Source organism: Jatrophihabitans sp. (genome assembly GCF_036389215.1).
GTDB lineage: Bacteria > Actinomycetota > Actinomycetes > Mycobacteriales > Jatrophihabitantaceae > Jatrophihabitans_A.
The window spans coordinates 22300-34754 of record NZ_DASVQG010000175.1; the positions used below are offsets into that span (position 1 = coordinate 22300).

The 12455-nt window shown below is 69.6% G+C and carries 13 protein-coding genes; 8 read left to right on the plus strand and 5 right to left on the minus strand.

What is annotated here, in order from left to right:
- Nucleotides 1-3: 3 nt before the first annotated feature.
- Both xseA and VF542_RS09110 read right to left on the minus strand, forming a co-directional pair.
- Complete coding sequence (gene xseA / locus VF542_RS09105; protein ID WP_408651385.1) at nt 4-1287, minus strand: exodeoxyribonuclease VII large subunit; 1284 nt, start codon at nt 1285-1287, stop codon at nt 4-6.
- A complete protein-coding gene (locus tag VF542_RS09110; RefSeq protein ID WP_408651386.1) occupies nt 1284-2228 on the minus strand; it encodes a hypothetical protein in 945 nt (314 codons plus the stop codon). The genes xseA and VF542_RS09110 overlap by 4 nt, the downstream gene beginning before the upstream one ends.
- A gap of 101 nt (nt 2229-2329) precedes the next feature.
- Between VF542_RS09110 and VF542_RS09115 the strand changes: the two genes are divergently transcribed.
- Entirely contained in the window at nt 2330-3313 is a 984-nt protein-coding gene (locus VF542_RS09115) for a 4-hydroxy-3-methylbut-2-enyl diphosphate reductase (protein WP_408651387.1), read from the plus strand.
- Nucleotides 3314-3407: 94 nt separating this feature from the next.
- On the opposite strand, the gene VF542_RS09120 is transcribed toward VF542_RS09115, so the two are convergent.
- Nucleotides 3408-3899, minus strand: coding sequence for a DUF6542 domain-containing protein (locus VF542_RS09120; RefSeq protein ID WP_408651388.1), 492 nt, complete (start codon nt 3897-3899; stop codon nt 3408-3410).
- Nucleotides 3900-3931: 32 nt separating this feature from the next.
- Nucleotides 3932-5068 (minus strand): DNA recombination protein RmuC, encoded by a 1137-nt coding sequence (locus tag VF542_RS09125; RefSeq protein ID WP_408651389.1) that lies wholly within the window; start codon nt 5066-5068, stop codon nt 3932-3934.
- A 129-nt stretch (nt 5069-5197) separates the two neighbouring features.
- Here VF542_RS09125 and ychF point away from each other — a divergent pair, with 129 nt between their 5' ends.
- A complete protein-coding gene (gene ychF / locus VF542_RS09130) occupies nt 5198-6280 on the plus strand; it encodes a redox-regulated ATPase YchF (RefSeq protein WP_408651390.1) in 1083 nt (360 codons plus the stop codon).
- A 54-nt stretch (nt 6281-6334) separates the two neighbouring features.
- Here the strand turns inward: ychF and VF542_RS09135 are convergent, their stop codons facing one another.
- Nucleotides 6335-7006, minus strand: coding sequence for a TetR/AcrR family transcriptional regulator (locus VF542_RS09135; protein ID WP_408651391.1), 672 nt, complete (start codon nt 7004-7006; stop codon nt 6335-6337).
- 144 nt (nt 7007-7150) lie between these two features.
- Between VF542_RS09135 and VF542_RS09140 the strand changes: the two genes are divergently transcribed.
- The 6 genes from VF542_RS09140 (at nt 7151) to VF542_RS09165 (ending at nt 12282) form a co-directional block, all read left to right on the plus strand.
- Nucleotides 7151-7897, plus strand: coding sequence for a DUF4386 domain-containing protein (locus VF542_RS09140; RefSeq protein WP_408651392.1), 747 nt, complete (start codon nt 7151-7153; stop codon nt 7895-7897).
- Nucleotides 7898-8114: 217 nt separating this feature from the next.
- Nucleotides 8115-8891 carry a thioesterase family protein gene (locus VF542_RS09145; RefSeq protein WP_408651393.1) on the plus strand — a complete coding sequence of 259 codons (777 nt, stop codon included), beginning with the start codon at nt 8115-8117 and terminating at the stop codon, nt 8889-8891.
- A 60-nt stretch (nt 8892-8951) separates the two neighbouring features.
- Complete coding sequence (locus VF542_RS09150) at nt 8952-9860, plus strand: MSMEG_6728 family protein (RefSeq protein WP_408651394.1); 909 nt, start codon at nt 8952-8954, stop codon at nt 9858-9860.
- Between the two features lie 286 nt (nt 9861-10146).
- The gene (locus VF542_RS09155) at nt 10147-10503 is read left to right on the plus strand and encodes a histone-like nucleoid-structuring protein Lsr2 (RefSeq protein WP_408651397.1); all 357 of its coding nucleotides are present in this window, start codon (nt 10147-10149) and stop codon (nt 10501-10503) included.
- Nucleotides 10504-10669: 166 nt separating this feature from the next.
- A complete protein-coding gene (locus tag VF542_RS09160) occupies nt 10670-11026 on the plus strand; it encodes a YciI family protein (RefSeq protein WP_408651395.1) in 357 nt (118 codons plus the stop codon).
- Between the two features lie 11 nt (nt 11027-11037).
- The gene (locus tag VF542_RS09165) at nt 11038-12282 is read left to right on the plus strand and encodes an RNA polymerase sigma factor (protein ID WP_408651396.1); all 1245 of its coding nucleotides are present in this window, start codon (nt 11038-11040) and stop codon (nt 12280-12282) included.
- Nucleotides 12283-12455 lie beyond the last annotated feature (173 nt).

Consider the following 12455-nt stretch of genomic DNA (forward strand, 5'->3'; position numbering starts at 1 on the left):
AGGTTAGCCGCCGCCGGTCCGGCTGCCGGTGACGTTGCCGGTGGCTCCGCCGCTGGTGGCGCTGCCGGTGGCGCTGCTGGTAACCCCGCTGCTCGCGACTACCACCGAGAACTCACCGTCGGCCACCCGAGCCTGCAGCAGCTGGTCCGGCGAGGTCTGGCTGGCGGCCCGCACCAACTCGCCGTCGGAGTTCCAGAGCACGGCGTAGCCGCGGTTGAGCACCGCCTGCGGTGACAGGCTGACCACCCTGGCCAGCAGCTGGCCGATGTCGGCCTCGGCCAGCTGCAGCAGGCCGCTCAGCGTGTTCCGGTTGCGGTGCACCGCCCGCTCGCACTCCTGGGCGCCTGCCGAGATCAGCCTGCCGACCGCCTGCCGCAGCCGTTGCGGAAGGCCCGCCATCAGCTGGTCCTCGGTGTCCAGCCGGCGGTGCACGCTGGCACGCAGCCGGCCTCGGGCATCGGCGAGCTGGTCCAGTTCGGCCTGCAGGTCGGGGACGATCCGTTTCGCCGCGTCCGTCGGCGTGGACACCGCCAGGTCGGCCACCAGATCCAGCAACGGTTGGTCGGTCTCGTGGCCGATGGCACTCACCACCGGGGTGCGCAGCTGCGACACCGCACGCAGCAGGCCCTCGTTGGAGAAGGGCAGCAGATCCTCGACGCTGCCGCCGCCCCGGGCGATCACGATCACGTCCACGTCGGCGCGGGCATCCAGCCGGCGTAGCGCGGCGATGATCTCGGTGACGGCGGTGCTGCCCTGGGTGGCGGTGTTCTCGATCGCGAAGACCGCGCCCGGCAACCGGCGCAGGGTGTTCTCCACCACGTCCCGTTCGGCGGCGCTGGCCCGCCCGGTGATCAGCCCGATCCGCCGGGGCAGGAACGGCAACCGCTGCTTGCGGTGTGCCGCGAACAGCCCCTCCGCGGCCAGCAGTTGCTTCAGCCGCTCGATCCGGGCCAGCAGCTCGCCCAGCCCGACCTGCCGGATCTCGGTCGCCCGCAGGCTCAGCGTGCCGCGCTCGGCGTAGAAGTCCGGCCGGGCCCGCAGCACCACCCGAGTGCCTTCGGCCAGCGGCTCCACCAGTACCGACCGGTGGCAGGTCACCTGGATGGAGATGTTGGCATCGACATCGCGCAGCGTCAGGAAGTACGTGGAGACGCCAGGTCGGCGGACGAACTGCGCGACCTGGCCCTCCACCCAGACCTCGCCGAGGCGGCCGATCCAGTCCGAGATGGCCTGGCTGATCCGCCGTAACGGCAGTGGCGCCTCAGGACTGGATTCCAGCTTGCTCACTCGTCGTCGGCAGCGGCTTCGTGGGCTTGCAGGATCTCAGCGGCCATCGTCGACGGATTGGGGACCGGAGAGGGCTTGGCCTTTCTGGCCGCCTCCTCCAGCGGTTCGTGATCAGGGGCCTTGCGGCCGGCCCGCTTGGCCGCCTTCTCCGGACCCGCCTTGGCCGGGCTGCTCTTTGCCGGGCCAGCCTTGGCCGGGCCAGCCGGGCTGCTCTTGGCCGGGCCGGCCTTCTTCGCAGCGTCCTTGGCGGGGCCGTCCTTGGCGGGGCTGACCTTTGCGGGGCCGCTCTTTACCGGGCCGGCCTTCTTGGCACCGGCCTTGGCCGGGGTAGAGGGGGCCCGGTCTGCCTGGGCCGGGTTTGGCGGCAGATCGGGAGCCGACACGGCTTCGGCCAGGCCGGGGGCGGGCGGGGTGGGGCCGGCAGCGCTCGGCGGCGTCGCAGTGACGTCAGATTCGTCATCAGCCGGGGTGAGGTCGGGAAGCAGCAGCACGGCATCGAGGGAGGAGTCGAGGGAGGAGTCGAGGACCGCCTCGGGCTCCGGCTGGGCGCCGGCGCCCACGGCGTCCCAGCGGCCCCTGTCCTCGTCGCCTTCCGCACCCTCGGCGAAGCCGGTGCTGGCGTAGTCGATCCGGTCGAATGCTGCCTTCGCGGGCTGGGCGTCACCGTTGTTGCCACCGGCGGGGGAGTCGTCGTCGAAGGTTGCCCAGCTGGGCGGTTCGGCAGAGCTACCCCGCAGCTGGCTGAGAACCTCGTCACCGCGGGCGGCCAGCATGGCGATGTGCTGCTGCACCTTCAGCGAGGCCTGCATGGCGCTGGATACCGCCATCACCGGAACGGTGGTGACAGCCTGGGGCAGCGTCTCGGGCAGCTTGCGCGCCTCGTCCACGGCGGTGGCGGCGAGGCCGAGGGCTGCTCTGATCGGGGTCGGGATTTTCGGCATACCCCCAGCCTGCACCACCGCACGGCGGTGCGCGAGCGTGGCCCCCCTGACGCGCGGGCCGCGGTCCGTGCCGGTCCCTGCCGGTCCGTAGAATCGGGACCATGTCCGACGCCGCGTCACCGTCCGTGCCTGCCAAGCGGGTCCTGCTGGCCAAACCCCGCGGGTATTGCGCTGGGGTCGACCGCGCCGTCCAGACGGTCGAGCAGGCCCTGGACCACTACGGCGCGCCGGTCTACGTCCGCAAGCAGATCGTGCACAACCTGCATGTGGTGCGCTCGCTGGAAGCCCGCGGCGCGGTCTTCGTCGAGGAGAACGACGAGGTTCCCGAGGGCTCGATCGTGGTGTTCTCCGCGCACGGGGTCGCGCCCGAGGTGCATGCCGAGGCAGCCAGCCGCAACCTGCGGGCGATCGATGCGACCTGCCCGCTGGTCACCAAGGTCCACCACGAGGCCCGCCGGTTCGCCGCCGAGGACTACGACATCGTGCTGATCGGCCACCAGGGTCACGAGGAGGTGGTCGGCACGACGGGTGAGGCGCCGGAGAGCATCACCCTGGTGGACGGACCGGCCGACGTGGCCAACGTCGAGGTCCGCGATCCCGAACGGGTGGTCTGGCTCTCCCAGACCACGTTGTCGGTCGACGAGACGATGGAGACGGTGGCCGCGCTGCGGCAGAAGTTCCCGCTGCTGCAGTCGCCGCCGAGCGATGACATCTGCTACGCCACCCAGAACCGGCAGGCCGCGGTGAAGGCGATCGCCCCGCAGGTGGAGCTGTTCCTGGTGGTGGGCTCGGTGAACTCCTCCAACTCGGTGCGGATGGTCGAAGTCGCCAGGGCCGCCGGCGCTGGGCAGGCCTACCTGATCGACAACGCCGAGCAGATCCAGCCCGAATGGCTGGCCGGGGTGAGCACCGTCGGGCTGTCCTCAGGCGCTTCGGTGCCCGAGGTGCTGGTGCGCGAGGTAGCCGAGTGGCTGGCCGCCCGGGGTTGGAGCGATCTGGTCGAGGTTGCCCACACCGAGGAGCGGCTGGTCTTCGCCTTGCCGCAGGAGTTGCGCCGGGACCTCAAGCTCGCTGCCAAGAAGTAGTGCGTGCCGGGACGTAGCTCCCTGACGAGAAGTAGCTCGCTGCCAAGAAGTAGCTCGCTGCCGAGAAGCAGTGAGCGTCGGGCGTAGCCGGGCGTTAGCGCCGGGCCATCAACCGGATGCCGGCGATCACCAGCACGACCGCGGTGGCCCCGGCGATGGCCGGAAAGCCGTAGACGATCCAGTTCGTGGCGGCGTCGATGAGCTTGCCGCGGTTGTGCAAGCCGCCGGTGCGCACGTAGAGCAGGCCCGCCGAGGCGGCGAAGTACACCAGCGGCGGCGCGATCACGACGTTGAACATCTGGCTGCGGCGGACCACCAGGATCGCGATCAGTGAGGCGAAGACCAGGCTGTAGTTGAACACGCCCCGGACCGCGCTCCCGCTGAGGGAGTCGATGAGGCCGCCGACCCCGGCGATGCCGATCAGCAGCAGGACCGCGAGCCAGCCCGGAAGCCCGGATTCGGGCCGGTGGCGCTGAGGCAGCCCGGCATCGGCGGATGACCCGTCGGCAGCTGTGGAGCCGTGGAACGGCTCGACGTACGGACGCTGCCCGGCGAGGCGGTGAGGGGCCTCTGGCTGGTCCGGCACGTAGGTCGCTCCATTCGCAGGTGACACGAGCCTTACGTTACCCGGCTCATCAACTCCTCGGCTGTCAGCGTCCGGGTGACCGCCAGGATCTGCTCCGTCTGGGCCAGCTGGCCGTCGGCAGCGGGATCGACCACCGACAGCTCGGCCAGCCGGCGAGCGCTGACCAGCACCCGGCCTTCCAGGGTTCCGACGGTGCTGTTGAAGCTGCTCACCGCGGCGTCCAGCGAGCGGCCCAGCTTGTCCAGGTGCGAACCCATGCTCGCCAGCCGCTGGTAGAGCTCACGGCCGAGCCGGCTGACCTCGGCGGTGTTGCGGGCCAGCGCCTGCTGGCGCCAGGTGTAGCCGACGGTGCGCAGCAGGGCCACCAGGGTGGTGGGAGTCGCCAGGATGACGTTGCGGCTGAACGCATGTTCCAGCAGCGCCGGGTCCTCGCGCAGCGCGGCGTCCAGGAACGCATCCGCCGGGACGAAGCACACCACGAACTCCGGCGAGGGATCGAACCGGTTCCAGTACGCCTTGGCACCCAGGTCATCGACGTGCCGGCGCAGCTGCCGGGCATGGGCCTTCAGCCGCGCTGCCCGGCTGAACTCGTCGCGCGCCTCCATGGCTTCCAGGTAACCGGCGAAGGACACCTTGGAATCGACGACGATGTGCTTGCCGTCGACCAGATTGACCACCAGGTCCGGCCGCAGCGCGCCGTCGTTGGCCGGCGTGCCCGGCGACGTGGGCTGAACCAGGTAGTCGACGTGCTCCACCAGGCCGGCTATCTCCACCGCCCGCTCCAGCTGCAGCTCGCCCCACCGGCCGCGCACCTGTGGCGCGCGAAGCGCGGTCACCAACTGGGCGGTCTCGGTACGCAGGCCGTCGGCCGACAGTCGCATCGCCGACAGGTGCTCATCCAGGGCCGAGGTCGCGGTGAGCCGGTCCCGTTCGGCGCTGTGCAGCTGGGCCTGGACCTGGTGCAGCGCGTCGCGGATCGGGCTGACCAGCGCCTCGATCGAGTGCTGGCGCTCGGCGAGGTCGCCGGCCGCCGCGCCCCGGGCGGCGTCCAGCCGCGCTTGCGACAATTCAGACAGTGCGCCCCGGGCGCGGCCGTACCAGTACCCGGCAGCCCCGCCGAGGGCCGACCCGAGCAGCAGGCCGAGCACCAGGATTGCGAATGTGGTCATGGACCCATGCTGATCCCCGCCTATGACAGTTCTGCCGCAGGCGCGCGGCGGCACCGGTGCGGGCGACCGGAACGTCAGGCGGTGTCGGCGGTCGGGTGGGGCCGGCGCCGCGCCGTAGACTGCACGCCCGTGGCCCTCACTATCGGCATCGTCGGACTTCCCAACGTCGGCAAGTCGACGCTGTTCAATGCGCTGACCCGTAACAACGTGCTGGCCGCCAACTACCCGTTCGCCACCATCGAGCCCAATGTCGGCGTGGTCGGGGTGCCCGATCCGCGGCTGGAGGTGCTGGCGAAGATCTTCTCCTCGGCGAGGATCATGCCCGCCACGGTGAGCTTCGTCGACATCGCCGGCATCGTCCGGGGCGCGTCGGAAGGCGCGGGGCTGGGCAACAAGTTCCTGGCCAACATCCGCGAGGCCGACGCGATCTGCCAGGTGATCCGGGCCTTCACCGATCCCGACGTGGTGCACGTCGATGGCAAGGTGTCACCTGCCGACGACATCGAGACCATCAACACCGAGCTGATCCTGGCCGACCTGCAGACCATCGAGAAGGCGTTGCCGCGGCTGGAGAAGGAGGCCCGGACCGCCAAGGACAAGCTCGTGGTGGTGGCGGCGGTGAAGGAGGCGCAGGCGGTGCTCGACGCCGGCCGCACCGTCTTCGCGGCGGGCGGTGCCGGCTTCGACCTGCAGCCGCTGCGCGAGCTGCACCTGATGACCGCCAAGCCGTTCCTGTACGCGTTCAACGTCGATCCCGGTGAGCTGGCCAACGAGGACTTCCTGGCCTCGCTGCGGGAACTGGTGGCGCCGGCCGAGGCGGTGTTCCTGGACGCCAAGACCGAGGCCGAGCTGACCGAGCTGGAGCCCGACGAGGCGCTGGAGCTGCTGCAGTCGATGGGGGTGGAGGAATCGGGTCTGGACAAGCTGGCCCGGATCGGCTTCCGCACCCTCGGCCTGCAGACCTACCTCACCGCCGGGCCGAAGGAGTCCCGCGCCTGGACGATCCCCAAGGGCGCCACCGCGCCGCAGGCCGCCGGAGTCATTCACACCGACTTCGAGAGGGGATTCATCAAGGCCGAGGTGGTGTCCTTCGACGAGCTGGTCGCCGCCGGGTCGATGGCCGAGGCCAAGGCGCGCGGCAAGGTGCGCATCGAGGGCAAGGACTACGTGATGGCCGACGGCGACGTGGTGGAGTTCCGCTTCAACGTGTAACTGCGGCTCGATCTGGAGTGGCGCACCCCGCCGCGGATCCCGACGCCCAGCCTGCTACCGGTCGAGCGCTGATTGGAGGCCGTCGAGTAGCACCTCCAGCCCGAAGCCGAACTCGTTGCCGTAGTCGTAGCCGGGTTGGAGCACGTGCTCGACCGTCAGCTGGAACAGGTGCGGGAAGTCCTCGGCCGGGAAGCTCTGCATGATGGCACCCGTCATGGCGGCGAGTTCCGACTCGTCGCGGAAGGGCAGGTTCACTTCTTGCAGCACGAAGCCGTGGACGTAACTGTCGACGGCCGAGATCGCGTGGGCGGCCATCGCGACCGAGAAGCCGGCCACGCGAAAGGGCCGGATGCCGGCTTCCAGCTGACGGAGGGTGGCCGGTCCCGGCGTGGTGCGCGATGCCATCAGGCTGACCGCCCAGGGGTGCCTGCGAAGCACGTCCCGAGTGTTGCGCGCGCGCTCGCGGGTCACCGCTCGCCAGTCAGCCGGCTCCGCTACCGGAGCGGGGATCTCGCCGGAGACGAGGTCGACTAGGCCGTCGAGGATCTCCTCCTTGCCCCGAACGTGGTGGTAGAGCGAGGCAGCCTCGACCCCGAGTTCGCGCGCCAGCCGGCGCATGGTCACCGCGTCGATGCCCTCGGTGTCCGCCACGGCGAGCGCGGCGCCGAGGGCACGCTCCCTGGACACCGGAGCGCGAGTCGCGTCCGCCGCCGGCCTTCGCCCCATTACTTGCTCCTCTTCCCTGTCCGGAACGAGCCACTGCGACGGCTAGACAACCTAACAGCGTTAGGTTACCGTCAACCTCACCAACCTAACACTGTTAGGTCAGGTTCCACCGCAGGCTCTCCGTCCCCACGAAAGGTTCTCGACATGAACAGAAAATCAGCCGGCCGAGTGGTGGGCGGGCTCATCCTGCTCGGCTTCTTGCTGTACGGGGGCGGGAGCTTCCTGGTCGCCTCGGCGACCAGCGGCGTCGACCCGCTGCCGCGAGGCGCAGACCAGCAGGCGCAGCTCTCAGTGGGCGTCGTGCTCATGCTGCTCAACTCCTTTGCCGTCGCCACCATCGGTGTGGTGGCGTTCCCCGTTCTCCGGCGGCATCACCTGCCCACCGCCAACACCTACCTGATCACCCGCACGGTGGAAGCAGTTCTGCTGGCGGTCTCGACGCTGGGCGTGCTGGCGCTTCTACCGCTGGCCCGTGAGAGTGCCGACGCCGACGCCAACGCCGAGGGTGGCGCGGGACCGGCGCTTGCCGCTGCCGGGCGGGTTGCGCAGGAGACCAGCCAGTACGCGTACTGGCTGGCGATGGTGGCACTCGGCGCCGGCAGCGTGTTCTTCTGCCGGGTGCTGCTGCAGGCACGCCTGCTGCCCCGACTCCTGGCGGCGTGGGGAATGTTCGGTTACGCAGTCTTCGCACTCGGCGGGCTGCTCGAGGTCGCGGGCTACCACGTCGGCCTGGCCCTGTCCGTCCCGGGAGGACTCTTCGAGGTGGCCGCCGGTGTCCTGCTGCTGGTCAAGGGATTCGGCGGGAACGATGCGGCGGGTGACCACGATGCCCTGGGCTACCAGGGGCGGGGCCGTGTCCGCGGCCTGGTGGCCTCCGGTGCTGGTGCGTAGGCACGCGTCGATGTCCTCATCCGCCACCCGACACTTCAACGAATGACGTCGCAGGACTCGGCTGTCCCGCAGGGCCCCCTGTGACCTTGCTGAGCAGTATCGGTTTGGGTCTCGCGATCAGCCGCCTCGACAGCGCGGACGTCCCACGCTACTGGCTGAGCACGTTCGGCATAGTTGAACCTCACCCCCGCGCGCCCACAGGAGACGAGACCCGTCGATGGCCTACTTCGAGCGAACCGGCGAGACGACCTTCCGGCCGACCGAGCACGTCAGCGGAGCGTGGAACACGGCGGAGCAACACATCGCACCCGCGCTCGGCCTGCTCGCGCACGCGGTCGAACTTGACCATGACGCCCGGCGCGGCGACCTGGTCATCGGCCGCCTTTCCTACGACATCCTCGGAAAGCTCCCCGTCGAAGAGGTCGAGGTCGAGGTCAACCTCACCCGGCCCGGACGCACCATCGAACTCGTCGAGGCCGTCCTCGAACACCGCGGGCGCCCTGCCGTACTGCTGCGGGCGTGGCTGATGCAGCCGAACGACAGTCCTGACCTCCAGGCCACGCCACTTGCCTCGATTCCGCCACCGGAGGCCATGCCGGCGTGGTCGCCCACCACGGTGTGGCCCGGCGGCTTCATCGCCTCGGTGGAAGTACGCCGCGCACAAGCCGAGCCCGGCCGCGCGGCCTTCTGGGTGCGCACGCCACTGCCCCTGATCAGGGACGAGCAGGTCAGCCAGGTCGCCAGCACGGCAGGTCTTCTCGACATCGCCAACGGCATGACCGTCCGCGTCAGCCCCCGAGAGGTCGCCTTTCCCAACCTCGACCTGACTGCCCATCTCTTCACCGAGCCACGCGGTGACTGGGTCGGGTTCGACACCAGTGTCACGTTCGGGCCGAGCGGAATCGGCCTGACCACCAGCGTTCTCCACGACGCGCACGGCCCGATCGGCACTTCGTCACAAATCCTCAGCATCCGGCCCCTCCTTCGAAGTTAGCCGGCACACCGGAGCGCCAAGGCGTTCCGACCGGCCGAGCGCGTCGGGCACTCTGGAAAGGTGCAGACGTTCCTGCCCTACCCGAGTTTCCTGGCCACGGCGCAGGTGCTGGATCGCCAGCGGTTGGGCAAGCAGCGGGTGGAGACCCTGCAGATCCTGCGGGCACTGGAATTGCCCGAATACGGCTGGCAGAACCACCCGGTCGTGCGAATGTGGCGGGGATGTACCCCCGCACTGGTGCGATACGGGCTGGACTGCGTACGGGTCTGGACCAGCCGCGGCCATGCGGACTCGACTGCCGGGAAGATCGCGGAATTCGCGCCCTGGGTTCGCGAACTGACCCAGGATGACCTGCGGCGCGACTCGCTGCTGCCGACCTGGCTGGGCGATGAGCGGCTGCACCGCTCGCACCGCAGCCAGCTGATCGCCAAGGACCCGGAGTTCTACCGGCCGCTGTTCCCCGAAACTCCAGCAGGCCTCGACTACTTCTGGCCGGAGCCCGATCCGGTTCCGGCCGGCTCGGCCACCGAGTCACACGGGTTCCTCTGGGTGCTGCGCCCGGAGTCCGAGCATGCGCTGGGCCGGGCGGTGCTGACCGGCGTGGTCGGATTCGGCGAGGCTGCCGGCGTACCGGCCGACGCCTCTGCCGGAGACCTGGCGGCATTGCGCGAACTGCAGGCCAGCCCCTCCCGGCGGCCGTCACGGGCATTGCGGGCACTTGCTGAATTCGTCGACGGGGTTCGGCCCGGCGATTACATCGCGGTGTTGGTATCAGGCGGCCAGTCGCTGCTCGTCGGCCGGGTAACCGGGCCTTATACTTTCGCGCCGCGTGATACCGCTGGATTGGTGCACCGGCGCACCGTCGACTGGGAGCGGATATACCCGCGCTCAGCGATGCCACGGCCGGCGGCTTTGCAGGATGTGCGACCGCTTTTCTCGGTGGCCTGGAACCCGGACCCGGCGGGTTGAGCAGCCGGTCGCTTTCGTCACCAACGCTATGCAGGCAGTCAATGGCGGCCACGTTCTCCCGAGCATGCCGTTCGGCTTGCGCGCGTGCCCGCCGCAGCGGGATCGAGGCGGTTTTCCACGCCAGCCACGAGTGATCCACGTCGGCCCGGTGCGGCAGCGATGGCGTATGTCGCCCAGCACACATGGACGGACTATCCTAAGTCCCGGCGTAAGTTCGGGTTTAATCACCCTAAAAGGACGTCAGAGTAAAAGAATGTGCTGTGTCGGTTTGACTGCGCACTTGATCATGATGGACGATGCGTCCATGGCAAAGACAGTGGTCACCACAGATGACATCGACGGCTCTCCCAACGCCGAGACCGTGACCTTCAGTTTTGACGGTCGCAGCTTCGAGATTGATTTGAGCAAGAAGAGCCGAGCAGCGCTGGAAAAGGCGCTGAAGCCGTATATCGACGCGGGCAGGCCGGTTGGTGCTCGCACCACCCGTGGCGGCGGCAGCAGCGGCGGCCGTGGTCGCGGGCGCCGGTCGGCTTCGGTGGACCTCGCCGCGGTGCGGGCCTGGGCAGCGGAGAACGGCATTGCGGTATCGGACCGCGGCCGCATCAGCGGCAGCGTTCTGGAGCAGTACCAAGCCGCTCAGTAGCGCCCGGCCCGAATACCCCTCCCGCGGCTCTCGCTGCCCCCGGCGTCGGCCGCGGGAAAGTTGGCCGCAGGAAATTCTCGTCCCGGTGTCGATTCGGCCTTGGCCCGTTCGTTGTCTGGATAGAGGATCGGCAACGGGCCGGTTCCTGCTCACAGGGGAGAGCGCGATGAAGCAGTATCTGTTGTCGGTGCACATGGTCGAGGGTGCGGAGATGCCCCCGCCGGAGACCGTCGAGCGGATGTACGCCGACGTCGATCAGTACAACGCCAGGCTGCAGGCCGAGGGCGCGTGGGTGTTCGCCGGTGGCTTGCACCCGGCCGACACTGCCACCGTCGTACGGATGCAGGACGGTGAGCTGCTGACCACCGACGGACCGTTCGCCGAGACCAAGGAACACCTCGGCGGGTTCTGGGTCATCAAGGCTCCCGACCTGGACGCGGCGCTGGCCTGGGCGGCCGACGCCACCAAGGCCTGCGGCGCGCCGGTCGAGGTCAGGCCGTTCCAGGACGAGGCCGCGGACTAGCGTCGGCAGCGATGGCTGTGTCGAGACCGGTCGCGGTTACCGAGATCGAGAGCCACTTCCGGTCCGAGTACGGCCGTGCGGTGGCCACCCTGGTCCGCTCCTTCGGCGACATCGACGTTGCCGAAGAAGCGGTTCAGGAGGCCTTCGTGGTGGCCCTGGACCGGTGGCCGGAAGCCGGCATCCCGCCGAATCCGGCAGGCTGGATCATCACCACCGCTCGCAACCGGGCGATCGACCACCTTCGACGCGAAGCGTCCCGCGAGAATCGCCATGCCGAAGCTGTCCTGCTGCATCTCAGCCATCAGCCACCCGAGCCGGTGGGACCGGTGACCGACGACCGGTTGCGGCTGATCTTCACGTGCTGTCACCCGGCACTGGGCCGTGCCGCGCAGGTGGCGCTCACCCTCCGGTTGCTGGGCGGGCTCTCGACGCCGGAGATCGCCCGTGCGTTCCTGGTGCCCGAGGCGACCATGGCGCAGCGCATCGTCCGGGCCAAGGCCAAGATCCGGGCCGCCGGCATCCCGTACCGGGTGCCGGCCGAAGCGAAGTTGCCTGAGCGGTTACGTGCCGTCCTCGCGGTGGTCTACCTCATCTTCAATGAGGGATACAGCGCCTCCAGCGGTGATGTGCTGGTACGCGAGGACCTCTGCGCGGAGTCCATCCGGCTGGCCCGGCTGCTGGCTGAACTGATGCCCGACGAGCCGGAGGTACTGGGCCTGCTGGCGCTGCTGCTGCTCACCCAGTCCCGTCGGGCGGCGCGCACCGCGGCCGACGGGTCGATCGTGCTGCTGCCCGACCAGGATCGCCGGCGGTGGGACCGGGCCCTGATCGAGGAAGGTCATCAGCTGGTCCGGCGCTGCCTGCGCCGCGGCCGGCCCGGTCCCTACCAGCTGCAGGCCGCGATCAACGCCGTGCATTCCGACGCCGCCACCGCTGCCGAGACCGACTGGGATCAGATCCTGCGCCTGTACGACCAGCTGATGAGCTGCACCCCCACGCCGGTGATCGCGCTCAACCGCGCGGTGGCGCTGGCCGAGGTCCGCGGCCCGGCAGCGGCGCTGGCCGCGATCGAGGGACTGGAACTCGGCGGTTACCACCTGTACCACGCCACCCGAGCCGAGTTGCTGCAGCGGCTGGGCCGCCACGACGAGGCGATGGATGCCTACGACGCGGCTCTGGCAGTCACCGCCAACGGCGCCGAGCGCTCGTTCCTGCAGCAGCGGCTCAGCGCTGCCGGCGAGGCCGCCCGACGCTGAACTCAGTCGTCCTGGATGGCCCGCAAGGTCTCGACGTCCCGGGCGGCCTGCTGGCCGGCCCAGACCATCGCGCCGACCAGCGCGCCACCGAGCAACCCCCACACCGCTCCCATCACGCAGTTGGTGGCAATCGATTCGCCGGTGCGCATCAGCGCCACCAGGGCGCCCGAGAT

Bases quoted from the DNA above. Each gene is read 5' to 3' on its own strand.
- VF542_RS09110 (WP_408651386.1), bottom strand. From the start codon at position 2,228: ATGCCGAAAATCCCGACCCCGATCAGAGCAGCCCTCGGCCTCGCCGCC.
- VF542_RS09115 (WP_408651387.1), top strand. From the start codon at position 2,330: ATGTCCGACGCCGCGTCACCGTCCGTGCCTGCCAAGCGGGTCCTGCTG.
- VF542_RS09125 (WP_408651389.1), bottom strand. From the start codon at position 5,068: ATGACCACATTCGCAATCCTGGTGCTCGGCCTGCTGCTCGGGTCGGCC.
- VF542_RS09135 (WP_408651391.1), bottom strand. From the start codon at position 7,006: ATGGGGCGAAGGCCGGCGGCGGACGCGACTCGCGCTCCGGTGTCCAGG.
- VF542_RS09140 (WP_408651392.1), top strand. From the start codon at position 7,151: ATGAACAGAAAATCAGCCGGCCGAGTGGTGGGCGGGCTCATCCTGCTC.
- VF542_RS09145 (WP_408651393.1), top strand. From the start codon at position 8,115: ATGGCCTACTTCGAGCGAACCGGCGAGACGACCTTCCGGCCGACCGAG.
- VF542_RS09155 (WP_408651397.1), top strand. From the start codon at position 10,147: ATGATGGACGATGCGTCCATGGCAAAGACAGTGGTCACCACAGATGAC.
- VF542_RS09160 (WP_408651395.1), top strand. From the start codon at position 10,670: ATGAAGCAGTATCTGTTGTCGGTGCACATGGTCGAGGGTGCGGAGATG.
- VF542_RS09165 (WP_408651396.1), top strand. From the start codon at position 11,038: ATGGCTGTGTCGAGACCGGTCGCGGTTACCGAGATCGAGAGCCACTTC.